Origin of the sequence: Xenophilus arseniciresistens, assembly GCF_028023875.1 — a bacterium.
Lineage (GTDB): Bacteria > Pseudomonadota > Gammaproteobacteria > Burkholderiales > Burkholderiaceae_C > Xenophilus > Xenophilus arseniciresistens.
Genome location: NZ_JAQIPB010000003.1, coordinates 613,668 through 627,766 on the forward strand (window position 1 = coordinate 613,668; position 14,099 = coordinate 627,766).

The 14,099-nt window shown below is 70.1% G+C and carries 13 protein-coding genes; 3 read left to right on the top strand and 10 right to left on the bottom strand.

Features of this window, described 5'->3' with window-relative positions; translation table 11 throughout:
- Positions 1 to 3 precede the first annotated feature (3 nt).
- From PGB34_RS11505 to PGB34_RS11525, 5 genes are all read right to left on the bottom strand, one after another.
- Positions 4 to 636, bottom strand: coding sequence for a pyridoxamine 5'-phosphate oxidase family protein (locus tag PGB34_RS11505; RefSeq protein WP_271428212.1), 633 nt, complete (start codon positions 634 to 636; stop codon positions 4 to 6).
- 26 nt (positions 637 to 662) lie between these two features.
- Positions 663 to 1,907 carry a glutamate carboxypeptidase gene (locus tag PGB34_RS11510; protein WP_271428213.1) on the bottom strand — a complete coding sequence of 415 codons (1,245 nt, stop codon included), beginning with the start codon at positions 1,905 to 1,907 and terminating at the stop codon, positions 663 to 665.
- 65 nt (positions 1,908 to 1,972) lie between these two features.
- On the bottom strand, positions 1,973 to 3,157 hold the full coding sequence (locus PGB34_RS11515; RefSeq protein ID WP_271428214.1) for an acetyl-CoA C-acyltransferase: 1,185 nt from the start codon (positions 3,155 to 3,157) through the stop codon (positions 1,973 to 1,975).
- Positions 3,158 to 3,209: 52 nt separating this feature from the next.
- Positions 3,210 to 3,935: a carbonate dehydratase gene (gene can / locus PGB34_RS11520; protein ID WP_271428215.1), complete on the bottom strand. Its 726-nt coding sequence runs from the start codon at positions 3,933 to 3,935 to the stop codon at positions 3,210 to 3,212.
- A gap of 23 nt (positions 3,936 to 3,958) precedes the next feature.
- Positions 3,959 to 4,411 carry a MerR family transcriptional regulator gene (locus PGB34_RS11525; RefSeq protein WP_271428216.1) on the bottom strand — a complete coding sequence of 151 codons (453 nt, stop codon included), beginning with the start codon at positions 4,409 to 4,411 and terminating at the stop codon, positions 3,959 to 3,961.
- A gap of 162 nt (positions 4,412 to 4,573) precedes the next feature.
- On the opposite strand from PGB34_RS11525, the gene PGB34_RS11530 reads away from it, so the two are divergent.
- Together PGB34_RS11530 and PGB34_RS11535 are read left to right on the top strand one after the other, a co-directional pair.
- Positions 4,574 to 5,674 (top strand): MBL fold metallo-hydrolase, encoded by a 1,101-nt coding sequence (locus tag PGB34_RS11530; RefSeq protein WP_271428217.1) that lies wholly within the window; start codon positions 4,574 to 4,576, stop codon positions 5,672 to 5,674.
- The gene (locus tag PGB34_RS11535) at positions 5,671 to 7,008 is read left to right on the top strand and encodes a leucine-rich repeat-containing protein kinase family protein (protein ID WP_271428218.1); all 1,338 of its coding nucleotides are present in this window, start codon (positions 5,671 to 5,673) and stop codon (positions 7,006 to 7,008) included. Before PGB34_RS11530 ends, PGB34_RS11535 begins: the two co-directional genes overlap by 4 nt.
- Before the next feature lie 9 nt (positions 7,009 to 7,017).
- Here PGB34_RS11535 and PGB34_RS11540 read toward each other — a convergent pair whose 3' ends face one another.
- The gene (locus tag PGB34_RS11540) at positions 7,018 to 8,655 is read right to left on the bottom strand and encodes a glucan biosynthesis protein (protein WP_271428219.1); all 1,638 of its coding nucleotides are present in this window, start codon (positions 8,653 to 8,655) and stop codon (positions 7,018 to 7,020) included.
- Between the two features lie 183 nt (positions 8,656 to 8,838).
- Between PGB34_RS11540 and PGB34_RS11545 the strand changes: the two genes are divergently transcribed.
- Positions 8,839 to 9,612 (top strand): SDR family oxidoreductase, encoded by a 774-nt coding sequence (locus PGB34_RS11545; RefSeq protein WP_271428220.1) that lies wholly within the window; start codon positions 8,839 to 8,841, stop codon positions 9,610 to 9,612.
- Here PGB34_RS11545 and PGB34_RS11550 read toward each other — a convergent pair whose 3' ends face one another.
- The 4 genes from PGB34_RS11550 to glyS form a co-directional block, all read right to left on the bottom strand.
- Complete coding sequence (locus PGB34_RS11550) at positions 9,613 to 10,497, bottom strand: M48 family metallopeptidase (RefSeq protein WP_271428271.1); 885 nt, start codon at positions 10,495 to 10,497, stop codon at positions 9,613 to 9,615.
- Between the two features lie 47 nt (positions 10,498 to 10,544).
- Positions 10,545 to 11,279 carry a lysophospholipid acyltransferase family protein gene (locus PGB34_RS11555; protein ID WP_271428221.1) on the bottom strand — a complete coding sequence of 245 codons (735 nt, stop codon included), beginning with the start codon at positions 11,277 to 11,279 and terminating at the stop codon, positions 10,545 to 10,547.
- A 77-nt stretch (positions 11,280 to 11,356) separates the two neighbouring features.
- Positions 11,357 to 11,950 (bottom strand): D-glycero-beta-D-manno-heptose 1,7-bisphosphate 7-phosphatase, encoded by a 594-nt coding sequence (gmhB, locus tag PGB34_RS11560; RefSeq protein WP_271428222.1) that lies wholly within the window; start codon positions 11,948 to 11,950, stop codon positions 11,357 to 11,359.
- A 25-nt stretch (positions 11,951 to 11,975) separates the two neighbouring features.
- Positions 11,976 to 14,099 (bottom strand): glycine--tRNA ligase subunit beta, encoded by a 2,124-nt coding sequence (gene glyS / locus PGB34_RS11565; RefSeq protein WP_271428223.1) that lies wholly within the window; start codon positions 14,097 to 14,099, stop codon positions 11,976 to 11,978.

The following is a 14,099-nucleotide window of genomic DNA, read 5'->3' on the forward strand; positions in this document are numbered from 1 at the left end:
TCTTCAGTTGCCGGCGCGCGCCTCTGCGGCCAGTTGGGCGCGGTAGCGCGCCATCGTTTCGCTGTCGCTTTCGCCCACGAAACCGGCGCCGATCTGGTCGCCGATCATGCGGCCCATCGACGGCAGAGCATCGCGCGGGCCCCAGGTGGCCGGCTGCCACAGCTGCGAGCGCATGAAGGCCTTGGCGCAGTGCAGGTAGGCCTCCTGCACCGCGATCTCGATCACGAGCTTGGGCCGCTGCCGCTCCTGCGCGAACAGGCCCGTGAACTCATCTTCCTCGCGCAGGCGGGCCGCGCCGTTCACGCGCAGCGTTTCGTCCACGCCCGGGATCATGAAGATCAGCGCAGCGCGCGGATCGTCGATGAGGTTGTGCAGGGTGTCGAGCCGGTTGTTGCCGCCCGAATCGGGCAGCAGCAAGGTCTGCGCATCGCGCACCTTGACGAAGCCCGGCGTGCCACCGCGCGGCGAAGCATCGAGCAGCGCGCCACCTGCGCCCGCACTGGCCAGCACGCAAAAAGGCGCCAGCGCGATGAAGCGCTGCGCATGCACGTCCAGCTGCGCCATCTGCTTGCGCAGCGCGCGTTCGCCGGGCTGCGCGTACAGGGCGCGCAGTTGCTCGCGGGTGGTGATGGCCATGGTGCGCGCTCCGGTGCCTCGGGGCCTCAGCGGCCCTGGGCCAGCTCCATCACCAGCTTGGCCGACATGTACAGCCGGCGCGGGATGGCGCTGATGTCCACGTACTCGGCCTTGTCGCTGTGGTAGCCGAAGCCCGGCAGGCCCAGGCTTTCGATCACGGGCTTGCCCGACAGCGCGGCATAGGCCGCGTCGGTGCCGCCGCCCGTGCGCTCGACCACGCCCACTTCGCCGCCCGCTTCCTTGTAGATGGCCACGGCCTTGTCCACCAGCGCCTTGCCGGCCGGGCCGGCATCGAAGGCCGGACGGCCGCGCGTGACGACCAGCTTCACTTCTGAATCGGGCAGCTTCTTTTTCTGCGCGCGCTCTTCCAGCAGCTTCACGGCGGCGTCGAAGTCCTCGTTGCGCGCATAGCGCATGTCGGCGTTGAGCGTGGCGCTGTCGGGGATGATGTTGCTCACGGCCCCCGCCTTGGCGATGGTCCAGTTGAAGCGCAGGTTGCGCGCCTTGTCGTCGATGTCCTGCGTGCGCAGCACGAGGTCCGACGCCTCCACCAGCGCGTTCACGCCCAGCTCGGGCGCGGCGCCCGCATGCGAGGCCTTGCCCTTGATGTTGGCCTGCACGTAGGCGATGCCCGAGGTGCCCAGCGAGAAGCCTTCCTTGCCCGCGCTGGTGGGCTCGTACGACAGCACGTAGTCCACCTTGGCGGCCTCGGCCTGGATCAGCTCGCGCGAGCCGAAGGAGCCTTTTTCCTCGTCGGTGTTGAACAGCACGGTGAGCGTGCCGTAGTCCTCGAAGCCGCGCTCCTGCAGCAGTTGCAGCGTGTGCAGGATCACGGCATTGCCGCCCTTGTCGTCGGCGATGCCGGGGCCGTAGGCCTTGTCGCCCTCCACGCGGAAGGGCGACTTGGCCAGCGTGCCCTTGAGGTAGACGGTGTCCATGTGCGAGATCAGCAGCAGGTTCTTGCCGCCGCGGCCCTTGCGCGTGCCCACGATGTTGTCGCCCACCACCATGCCGGCGGCCTTGCTGCGCGTGACGGCAAAGCCCAGGGCCTTGAGCTTGTCCTCGAAGTACTGGCCGGCTGCAGCCATGCCTTCGGCATCGCCGGTGCCGGTCTCGATGTTGACCAGTTGCTCCAGCGTCTTCACGACGGCGGGCTGCGCGGCGGTGGCGGCCTTGAGCAGCGCCTCGTCGCGCTGGGCAAAGGCCGGCGTCAGGAAGGCCGTGGCCAGCAGGCCGGCCAGCAGGGGGCGGGAAAAGGTGGGGTTGCGCATGGATGACTCTCTGGCAGATTCAAGGGAAGAAGACGAAGGCCCGGCTTGCGCCAGGGCCGCGTTCGTCAGAGCAGTTCGATGGCCACGGCCGTGCCTTCGCCGCCGCCGATGCACAGCGTGGCGACGCCGCGCTTGCCGCCGCGTTGCTGCAGGGCGTGGATCAGCGTGACCATGATGCGCGCGCCGCTGGCACCGATGGGATGGCCCAGCGCGCAGGCGCCGCCGTGCACGTTGACGATGTCGTGCGAGACGCCCAGTTCCTTCATCAGCGCCATGGGCACCACGGCAAAGGCTTCGTTGACCTCCCACAGGTCCACGTCCTTCGCGCTCCAGCCGGTTTTGGCAAAGAGCTTCTGCACGGCGCCGACGGGCGCGGTGGAGAACCACTCGGGCTGCTGTGCATGCGTGGCATGGGCCACGATGCGCGCGATGGGCCTGGCGCCGATCTTCTGCGCATGCGAGGCGGTGCTCATCACCAGCGCGGCGGCGCCGTCGTTGATGGACGAGCTGGAGGCGGCGGTGATGGTGCCGCCGTCCTTCTTGAAGGCCGGCTTGAGCGCGGGAATCTTGTCGAGCTTGACCTTGCCCGGGCCTTCGTCGATGGCGATCACGGTCTCGCCCGCGCGGCCCTTGACGGTGACGGGCGCGATCTCGGCCTTGAACAGGCCGTCCTTGGTCGCATGCTGCGCGCGCTGCACGCTGGCGATGGCGAAGGCGTCCTGCTGCTCGCGCGTGAAGCTGTACTTGGCGGCGCAGTCCTCGCCGAAGGTGCCCATGCTGCGGCCGGGCTGGTAGGCGTCTTCCAGGCCGTCGAGCATCATGTGGTCGAAGATGCGGTCATGGCCCATGCGGTAGCCGCCGCGGCCCTTGAGCATGAGGTAGGGCGCGTTGGTCATGCTTTCCATGCCGCCGGCCACCATCACTTCGTGCGTGCCGGCCAGCAGCATGTCGTGCGCCAGCATCGCGGCCTTCATGGCCGAGCCGCACATCTTGCTGAGCGTGACGGCGCCCGCGCTGTCGGGCAGGCCGCCCTTGTAGGCCGCCTGGCGCGCCGGCGCCTGGCCCTGGCCGGCCATCAGGCAGTTGCCGAACAGCACTTCGCCCACGGCCTCGGGCGCGATGCCCGCGCGCTCGACCGCGGCCTGGATCGCCACGCCGCCGAGGTCGTGCGCCGCCAGCGATGCGAAATCGCCCTGGAAGCTGCCCATGGGGGTGCGCGCGGCACCGAGGATGACGATGGATTCGCTCATGTGTGTCTCCGGTTGAGGTAATGTCGGGTGCGGGGGCCTTTTTCGGCCGGGTTCAGGCCGGCTCGTTGCCCAGCTGGCGGTTGCGGCGCGGCTCGATGGTCAGGACTTCGCCGCCAGCCGGCTTGCTCCACTTGTGGCGGATGCGCTGCACCGCCGCCTTGTAGATGCCGTCCAGGGCCTTGTCGCCGTTGACCGTGATGCCCAGGTCCTGCAGCAGGCCGTCGTGCACGCCGAAGGCCCAGCCGTGGATGTTGACCTTCTGGCCGCGCGCCCAGGCATCGACCATCACGGTGCTCACGGCCACGTTGATCACCTGCTCGGCCACGTTGAGTTCGACCAGCGCGTCGATCCGCACCTCGGCGGGCAGCGCGTCGAGCATGGACTGGTGGCGGTCGCGCACGTTCTTGATGTTGCGGATCCAGTTATCGGCCAGGCCCACGCGCACGTTGTCCAGCGCCGCCTTCACGCCGCCGCAGCCATAGTGGCCCACCACCATGATGTCTTCCACCTTGAGCACGTCCACCGCGAACTGGATCGCCGACAGCGCGTTCAGGTCCGACGACACCACGATGTTGGCCACGTTGCGGTGCACGAAGACCTCGCCCGGATCCAGCCCCGTGATCTGGTTGGCCGGCACGCGGCTGTCCGAGCAGCCGATCCACATGTACTTGGGAGTCTGCTGCTTGACCAGGCTGGTGAAGAAGCCGGGGCGGTCGCGCTCCATCTGGGCTGCCCATTCGCGGTTGTGGGCAAAGAGGTCTTCAATGGATGTGGTCATGGACGTCCTGTGGAAAAAAATGATCAGCTCGCCGGCCGCGCAGCGCTGCCCTCGCCCCGCTGCGCACGGGTGGCCCCCGATTTGGCAGGCCCGCGCCGGCGCACCCGTGCCAGCACGGCCCGGGCCTGGTCCTCATGCGATCTCACTTCGCTGAGGTTGGCCTGCAGGTCGGCCAGCTGGGCTTCGAGCTGGGCGCGGTGGCTGCCCAGCACACGCAGGAATTCTTCCAGCTGCGGCGCGGTGTCGCGCGGGCTTTCGTAGATGTCGAGGATGGATTTGGCCTCGGTCAGGCTCAGGCCCAGGCGTTTGGCGCGCAGGGTCAGCGCCAGCCGCGTGCGGTCGCGCGCGCTGTAGATGCGCTGCACGCCCGAGCGCTGCGGCGCGATCAGCCCCAGGTCCTCGTAGAAGCGGATGGCCCGCGTCGTGAGGTCGAACTCGCGCGCAAGTTCGCTGATGGTGAAGGTCTGGCTGGACATTCGCTGCGTTTGCCTCGTCGTGCCTTTCAGTGCCTGGGGTGCGTGCCGCCCGTGCCTTCTGGCCGCAGGGCCCCGCACAGGCGACAGCGCCGCCCGGCGCGGCTCCCTACAATGAAGGCCCGCTTATGACGTTTACGTAAACGTCAACATCCCGGATCATAGATGAATCTGCTCGAACGCGAACTGCACTATCCGCTGGGCGACCGGCTGCCCGGCGTGGGCGAGACCATCGAGGTGGCGCCCGGCGTGCGCTGGATCCGCATGGCCCTGCCCTTCGCGCTGGACCACATCAACCTGTGGCTGCTGCGCGACCGCATCGACGGGCGCGAAGGCTGGACCGTGGTGGACTGCTGCATCTCGCGCGACGAATCCCGGGCGCAGTGGGAGCGCATTTTCGCCACCCAGCTGCAGGGCCTGCCCATCCTGCGCGTGATCGTCACGCACATGCACCCCGACCACATCGGCCTGGCGGACTGGATCTGCACGAAATGGGACGCGCCGATGTGGATCAGCGCGACGGACTACCACGTGGCGCGCGTGCTGGTGCAGGCCGGTGATTCGCTGGCCGGCGGCGCGGCGGCGGCCGGGTTCTTTGCCGCCCACGGCCTGCCCGAAGGCGAGATGCTCAGCACCATCCGCCAGCGCACCAGCTACTTCAACACCCTGGTGCCCTCGGTGCCCGAGCGCTTCGTGCGCATGATGGACGGCGACACAGTGCGCATCGGCGGGCGCAGCTGGCGCTGCATCAGCGGCTACGGCCATGCGCCCGAGCACATCTCGCTGTTCTGCGACGACCTGGGCTGGACGCTGGGCGAGCGCAGCGGCCACAGCGTGCTGCTGGGCGGCGACATGATGCTGCCGCGCATCTCCACCAACGTGAGCGTGCACGCGGGCGAGCCCGAGGCCAATTCGCTGCAGCTCTTCCTCGACAGCATTCAGAAGTTCCTGTCGCTGCCCGAAGACACGCTGGGCCTGCCCGCGCACGGCAAGCCCTTCCTGGGCATCCACCGCCGCGTGGGCCAGCTGCAGGAGCACCACCAGGAGCGGCTGGCCGAGCTGCTGGCCGCCTGCGCCGGACGGCCGATGAGCGCGGCCGACGGCCTGCCCATCCTCTTCAAGCGCGCGCTGGACGTGCACCAGATGACCTTTGCCATGGGCGAGACCGTGGCGCACCTGCACTACCTCTGGTATGCCGGGCAGGTGCAGCGCCAGCGCGACGCCCAGGGCGTGTGGCGCTTCAGCGCCCAAGCCTCGCGGGCATGACGCAGGCCACGCTGGCCGCCTTGCGCGCCGGCGAGCTGCGCGGCGCCACGCAGCTCAAGCTGGCCTGCGACCTGCAGGCCTTCCCGCCCGAGATCTTCACGCTGGCCGACAGCCTGGAGGTGCTGGACCTCTCGGGCAACGCCCTGCACGCGCTGCCTGAAGACCTGCACCGGCTGCGCCGCCTGCGCGTGCTCTTCGCCTCGGGCAATGCCTTCACCGAACTGCCGCGCGCGCTGGGCTGCTGCGACAACCTGGAGATGGTGGGCTTCAAGGGCAGCCGCATCGCCGAAGTGCCGGCGGCCTCGCTGCCGCCGCGCCTGCGCTGGCTGATCCTGACCGACAACGCCATCGAGACCCTGCCCGAGGCGCTGGGCGAATGCCCGCGGCTGCAGAAGCTGATGCTGGCGGGCAACCGGCTGCGCGCCCTGCCCGATGCGCTGGCGCGCTGCACCGCGCTGGAGCTGGTGCGGCTGGCCGCCAACCGTTTCGAGGCACTGCCGCCCTGGCTGCTGCAACTGCCGCACCTGGCATGGCTGGCGATGGCGGGCAACCCGCTCACGGCGGCGCGCGAAGCACAGGTGCGCGACGACGGCAGCGCCGTGCCGGCCATCGCCTGGACGCAGCTGCAGGTGGGCGAGCTGCTCGGCGAAGGCGCCTCGGGCTTCATCCATGCCGCGCAATGGCGGCGCGACGATGGCGTGAGCGAAGCCGTCGCGCTCAAGCTCTTCAAGGGCGGCCTCACCAGCGACGGCCGGCCCGAAAGCGAGATGGCGGCCAGCCTGGTGGCCGGCACGCATGCGGCGCTGATCGGGCTCAAGGGGCGCCTGGTCGGGCATCCCGAAGGCCGCGAGGGCCTGGTGCTGACGCGCGTGGACGCGCAATGGCGCAACCTTGCCGGCCCGCCCAGTTTTGCGAGCTGCACGCGCGATGTGTACGCGCCCGGCACCGCCTTCGACGCCGCCACCGTGCAGCGCCTGGCCAGCGATGTGGCCGCCGCCATGGCGCATCTGCATGCCAGGGGCCTGGTGCATGGCGACCTGTACGCACACAACGTGCTGTGGCGCGCGGCGGTGGAGGATGGCGATGGCGCAGCAGCACCGGCCCGCGCGCTGCTGGGTGACTTCGGCGCCGCGGCCTGCGCGCCGGCGCAGCTGCAGCCCGCGCTGCAGGCCCTGGACGTGCTGGCCTTCGGCCGCCTGCTGGGCGAGTTGCTGGCGCATTGCACCCAGGCCGATGCGCTGCCCGCGCTGGCGGCCCTGCGCGAGGACTGCCTGCGGCCCGACCCCGCCGCGCGCCCGCGCTTCGAGGCCATCGCGCGGCGTTGCGATGGCTGAAGCCGGCGCTCAGGCCGGCATTGGCGCCAACTGGTAAAGCCAGGTCTCGCTGAGCGTGCGCCGGCCTTCGCGCAGGTACAGGCGCAGGTCCACGGCCTCGGTCTGCCCCTCGGCGGGGATGTAGTCGAACTGAGCCCGCCAGTGGCCGGCCACGCCGTTGGGCACGGGCTCGGCGAACACATCGCCAAAGCGGCCGCTGGCGGCGCTGAGCACGGGCTCGGGCTTCACGCCGAAAGGCAGCCTGGCCAGCTCGCCGCCGCTGAACTCCACCATGAACTTGTGCACCCCCTGCGGCCGCGGCGTGCCGGGCTGGCCACCGCGGCCCACGCGCGTGGCGCCGCAGCGCGCCAGCAGCGGCACAAAGGGCTCGTCGTCCACCCAGTGCAGGCGATAGCGCAGGCCCAGCTGCTGGCCCCTGCGTGCCGGCGCGGCCGGCACCCAGCAGGCCACGATGTTGTCGTGGATCTCGTCATCGGTCGGAATCTCGATCAGCTGCACCGAGCCTTCGCCCCAGTCGCCCACGGGCTCCACCCACAGGCTGGGCCGGCGCTCGTAGTGAACGCCGTCCTGGTAGTGGTTGAAGTCGCGGTCGCGCTGCATCAGCCCAAAGCCCTTGGGGCTGCGGTCGTTGAACTGCGAGGCGCGCGTGGCCGCGGGGTTGTTCAGCGGGCGCCACAGGCGCTCGCCCCCGCCGGTCCACAGCGCCAGCCCGTCGGAGTCATGCACCTCGGGCCGCCAGTCGGCGCCGCGCGCGCCCTGCGTTTCCGAGTACCAGTACATCGAGGTCAGCGGTGCCAGGCCCAGCCGCGCCACGTCGCGCCGCAGGAACAGCCGCTGCTCCACATCCATGGTCACGGCCTTGTCGCGCTGCATGTGGAAGCGGAAGGCGCCCGTGACGCTGGGCCCGTCGAGCAATGCGTACACCGTCACGCGGCGGCTGCCCTCGGCCGGCGGCTCGAACCAGAAGTGCGTGAACAGCGGGAACTCCTCCTCGCGCCCGGGCACGGCCACGTCGATGGCGATGCCGCGCGCCGACAGGCCGTACTGGTTCAGCGCGCCAATGGCGCGGAAGTACGAGGCGCCCAGGAAGGCCACCCAGTCGTGCGTGCGCCAGTCCAGCGCGTCGGCGGCGCCGCTGCCCTGGCGGCTTTCCTGAAAGCGAAAGCCCGCGAAGCCGGCGCCGTCGGGCAGCTCGCGCGCGGGGCTGTCGGGCGGCATCTGGAAGTAGTCGGCGTCGTAGAGCAGCTCGCGCGCGTGCCATTGCTTCTGCTGTTGCTGCAGCACATGCATGTGAACCGGCGTGGGGAAGAAGCGGCCCAGGTGGAAGAAGGTCAGCGCAAAGGCGCCCGGCCCGTCGCGAAACAGCGCGTACTCGCTCTTGAAGCGCAGGCGCCCGTGCTGGTCGTAGTCGATGCGCTCGATCACCGCTGCCGGCAGTGTGGCTTCGCGCTTGTGCGGCTGCCCCGCCAGTTGCTGGGCGCGCTGGACCAGTCCGTCCCACGAGAAGGCCTGGGCCGGTCCCATGCGCATCGCGCCAGCGGCCGTGGGCGTGCTGGCGCGCGCCCCCGCACTGGCGGCCAGCGCCGCCAGCGCCGTCCAGGCACCGTGGTTGAGCAGGGTGCGTCGGCGAAGCTGCTGCTGGCTCATCCGATCAAAACTCCTTTGGGTGAAGGAAGCTACCGCGCACTGCAGCACTCCGGTGTCGGACACCGCCCGCCGCGCCGGCCAGCGCATGGCACCTTGGCGACCGGCGCGTGCGCCAGCGCGTCTTAAGCTGCCGCGGCATCGGGCCTGCGCCCTCGCTTGTTCCTTCAGGAGACTTTGCCAGCCATGAACATCAACAGCCTTTTCTCGCTCCAGGGCCGCAGCGCGCTCATCACGGGCGGCTCGCGCGGCATCGGCCGCATGATCGCCGAGGGCTACCTCGCGGCGGGCGCCCGCGTCTACATCTCGGCGCGCAAGGCCGAGGCCTGCGACCAGACCGCCAAGGAACTTTCGGCGCTGGGCCACTGCGTGTCGCTGCCGGCCGACGTGTCCACGCGCGAGGGCATCGAGGCCCTGGTGGCGGCCTATTCGAAGCACGAGGACAGGCTGGACATCCTCGTGAACAACGCTGGCGCCGCCTGGGGCGCGCCGTATGACGAGTTCCCCGAAAGCGGCTGGGACAAGGTGGTCAACCTCAACATGAAGACGCCGTTCTTCCTCACCCAGGCGCTCACGCCGCTGCTGCGCAAGGCGGCGGGCGGCGATCACCTGGCCAAAGTGATCAACATCGCGTCCATCGACGGCATCTCGGTCAACATGTGGGACACGTACTCGTACAGCGCCAGCAAGGCCGGCGTGATCCACCTGACCAAGCGCATGGCCATGCACCTGATCAAGGAGCGCATCGTGGTCAGCGCCATCGCGCCCGGCCCCTTCGCCTCGGAGATGAACAAGGAAGCGCGCGACCACGCCGACGAAGTGGCGCAATACACGCCCGCCGGCCGCATCGGCAAGCCCGAAGACATGGCCGGCGCGGCGATCTACCTCGCGTCGAACGCGGGGGATTTCGTGGTGGGCTCGACCGTCATCGTCGATGGCGGCGTGACGTATACGCGCTAGTCACCAACGCGGCACGCCCTCGTCCTTGAGCTCCTGGCGCAGCGCCGACCAGGCGGGCACGACGGTCTCGACCGTTTCCCAGAAGCGCGGGCTGTGGTCCATCACGCGCAGGTGGGCCAGTTCGTGGACCACCACGTAGTCGATCACGGGCAGGCGGAAGTGGATCAGCCGCCAGTTCAGGCGAATGGCGCCGTCGACGCTGGCGCTGCCCCAGCGCGTGGCGGCATTGGTCAGCGACAGCTTGCTCCAGCGCACGCCCAATTGCGGCGCGTAATGCGTCAGCCGCTCCACGAAGAGCTGCCTGGCCTGACGCATCAGCCAGGCCTGGGCGGCATCGCGGATCTGCGTGTCGGCCGCGCTCAGCGGCAGGGCCAGATGCAGCGTGCGCTGGCCTTCGGGGCCGAGCAGCAATTCCCCACCCGCCGTGGCGAAAGCATGGGTCGGGTCCAGCTTCAAGGCCAGCGGCGTGCCCAGATAAGGCAGGCTGGCGCCATCGCGCCATTCGATGCGGCCGGCCTCCTGGCGCGCCTCGCGCTGGCGGGTTTCGGCCAGCTTGCGCAGGATCCAGGCCGATTTCTCCTGCAGTGCGGCGTCCACGTCGCGCAGCGCCACCCAGCGCGGCGCGCGCACCGTGAGGCCTTCGGGGCCGACCGAAAAGCCGATGGTGCGGCGCTGGCCGCGCACGAACTCGTAGCCCACCACGGCCGCGCCCAGCCGCACCTCGCGGTTGCCGCGCGGGTGCGTGAAGCGCGCGGGCGCCATGGCATCGGCCAGCGGCACGGCCGGCGCGACGGGGCCTTCAGGGGCCTTGCGCGCCGGTGGCTTGGGCGCGGGTGCCGCTGGCGTGTCGAACAGGTCCAGCGCCAGCTGCACCAGGCCCATCAGCGGCTTGCCCGACGCGCGGGCGCGGGCCGAAGAAGAAGCAGCAGCGCTCACGCGTAGGCCTCGGGGTCCAGGCGGCGCATCTCGCCTTCGATCCAGGCCTCCACCTCGGCCATCAGCTCGTCGGGCTTGCGCCCCACGCTGGGGATGGCCGGGCCGATGGACACGTCGACCACGCCGGGCCGCTTGACGAAAGCCTTGCGCGGCCAGCATTTGGCCGAGGTGACGGCGATGGGGATCACCGGCGCGCCGGTCTCGATGGCCAGGCGCGCGCCGCCGGTCTTGTACACGCCCTGGGCGCCGCGCGGCGTGCGCGTGCCTTCGGGGAACATGATGATCCACACGCCCTGCGCCAGCAGCCGCTTGCCCTGCAGCACCACCTTGTTGAAGGCCTGGGCGCGCTGGCTGCGGTCGATGTGGATCATGTCCAGCCGGCCCATGGCCCAGCCGAAGAAGGGCACGTACAGCAGCTCCTTCTTGAACACGTAGGCCAGCGGATGCGGCATCAGCGTGGGCATCAGGAAGGTTTCGTAGGTGGACTGGTGCTTGACCAGAAGCACCGCGCCGGCGCGCTTGTCCTGCGGCAGGTTTTCCATGCCCGTGACGCGCGTGCGCACGCCGCACAGCACGCGCGCGCCCTCGATGGCCCAGCGCAGCCAGCGCACGGCCATCCACCACAGCGGCTCGCCGCGGCGCCAGATCGAAGCCACCAGCATCACCAGGGCCCAGGGAATGACGGTCAGCAGCATCCAGATCAGATGCAGCACGGAACGCACGAATGCCATCGCAGTCTTGTCGTTGTTGTTGTCGTCGTGTGTCTGTCCTTGCTGTGGGAGCGACCCGGGCGCGCGCGGCCCCGCCCTCACACGGCCAGCTTCAGCGTGCCCTGGGCCTCGCGCGCCAGCAGGTGCTGCGCGAAGGCCGCCAGGTCGTCGTGCACCTGGGTGCCGGCCGGGTATTCGGGCGGCAGCGGATCGACGCCGCGGCAGGCCTCGCCCATGCCGGTCAGCAGCAGGTGCGGCTCGCAGCCAGCGGCGGCGCCGGCCTGCAGGTCGCGCAGCGAATCGCCCACGGTGGGCACGCCGGCCAGGTCCACGCCGTAGCGCTCGCCGATCTGGTGGAACAGGCCGGGCCGGGGCTTGCGGCAGTCGCAGCCCTCGTCGGGGCTGTGCGGGCAGTAGAAGATGGCGTCAATGCGCCCGCCCACGGCGGCCAGCATCTTGTGCATCTTGGCGTGCATGGCGTTGAGCGAGGCCATGTCGAACAGCCCGCGCCCCAGGCCCGACTGGTTGGAGGCGATCACCACATGCCAGCCCGCATGGTTGAGCCGCGCAATGGCCTCCAGGGCGCCGGGCATGGGCGTCCACTCCGTCTCGCTCTTGACGAAGTCGTCGCGGTGCACGTTGATGCTGCCGTTGCGGTCGAGGATGACCAGCTTGAGCGGGGAATGGGGCATGGCGGCTCGCCTCCTGGGCTTCAGACTAGGCCAGCCGCTCCAGCAGCGCCACGCGGTTCATCGCGTGGTGCAGCGAGGCCAGCAGGCCCAGGCGGTTCAGGCGCAGGTCGGCTTCTTCGGCGTTGACCATCACGCCGTCGAAGAAGGCGTCCACCGGCGCGCGCAGCTGGGCCAGGCTCTGCAGCGAGGCGGTGTAGTCGCCAGCCTGGAACTGGGCCTCGGAGCGCGGCACCACGGCCTGCACGGCTTCGTACAGCGCGACTTCGGCGCTCTCGCGCAGCAAGGCGGGGTTCACATGCGCATCGGCCTCGGGCGACTTCTTGAGGATGTTGCCGATGCGCTTGTTGGCCGCGGCCAGCGCGGGCGCCTCGGGCAGTTGCGCGAAGGCGCGCACGGCCGCCAGGCGCCTGGGCACTTCGGCCAGGCGCTCGGGGCGGTTGCCCAGCACGGCGTCCACCTCCTGCGCGCTGGCCCCCTGCTCACGCAGGTTGCCGGCCAGGCGGTCGTAGATGAATTCCAGCAACTGGGCCTGCGCATCGGCCTGCGTGAGCAGCGGGCCCAGGGCCTGGGCGGCGATGCCCACCAACGCGCTCAGGTCCAGCGGCAAATCACGTTCGATCAGCATGCGCACCACGCCCAGCGCATGGCGGCGCAGTGCAAACGGGTCGCGGTCGCCCGTGGGCAGGTTGCCGATGCCGAACATGCCCACCAGCGTTTCCAGCTTGTCGGCCAGCGCCACGGCCAGGCCCACCGGGCCGCGCGGCAGCTCGTCGCCTGCAAAGCGCGGCTTGTAGTGGTCTTCGATGGCGTCGGCCACGGCTTCGTCCAGGCCATCGTTGCGCGCGTAGTAGCGGCCCATGATGCCCTGCAGCTCGGGGAACTCGCCCACCATGTCGGTCACGAGGTCGGTCTTGGCCAGTTGTGCGGCCTGGTCGGCCTGCGCCACCAGCGCGGCGTCGCCCAGCTGGGCAGCAATGGCCTGGGCGATGGCGCGCACGCGTTCCACGCGCTCGCCCTGCGTGCCCAGCTTGTTGTGATAGACCACCTTGCCCAGGCCCTCGACGCGCGAGGCCAGGGTCTTCTTGCGGTCCTGGTCGAAGAAGAACTTGGCGTCGGCCAGGCGCGGGCGCACCACGCGCTCGTTGCCGCCGGTCACGGCGCTGGCGTCTTCGGGGCGGATGTTGCTCACCACCAGGAAGCGGTTCGTCAGCCTGCCCTGCGCATCCAGCAGCGGGAAGTACTTCTGGTTGGCCTTCATCGTGAGGATGAGGCACTCCTGCGGCACTTCGAGGAATTCCTTCTCGAACTCGCACACCAGCACGTTGGGGCGCTCGACCAGGGCCGTCACTTCGTCGAGCAGGGCGTCGTCCTGGATCGGCTCCACGCCACCGCCCACGGCCACGGCGGCCGCGGCCAGTTGGCGCGCGATCTCGTTGCGGCGGGCCTCGAAGCCCGCGATCACGGCGCCCTCTTCCTGCAGCTGCAGCGCGTAGCTGTCGGCACCCTGCAGCACCACCGGGTCCACGGCGGCCTCGAAGCGATGGCCGTGCGTCTCGCGGCCCGATTGCAGGCCCAGCGCCTGCACGCTGACCACTTCGGAACCATGCAGCGCCACCAGGCCGTGCGCGGGGCGCACGAAGCTCACGCTGGTCCAGCCCGGCAGCTCGCAGCCGCTTTCGAGCTGGTAGCTCATGACCTTGGGAATGGGCAGCCTGGCAATGGCCTCGGCCAGCGCCTTCTGCAGGCCTTCGGCCAAGGTGGCGCCGGGCAGCACGCTTTCATGGAACAGGGCTTCGGCCTTGCCGTCCATCGCGCGCTTGAGCTGCGCGAGGGCCGACTCGGCCAGCCCGAGCGCGGCCAGCTTCTTGCGCAGGGCCGGCGTGGCGTTGCCGGCCGCGTCCAGGCCCACGCTCACGGGCATGAGCTTTTGCGAGACGGGCTTGTCGGCCGCGCGGGCGGCAACATGAGTGATGTGCGCGGCCAGCCGGCGCGGCGAGGCGTAGGGCACGAGCAGCGAGGCGCCATCGGCCAGCCCCTGGGCGCGCAGCTGGGCCAGCAGCACATCGCCAAAGGCCTGGCCCAGCTTGCGCAGGGCCTTGGGCGGGAGTTCTTCGACGAAGAGTTCGACGAGCAGGTTGGGGTTCGTCAT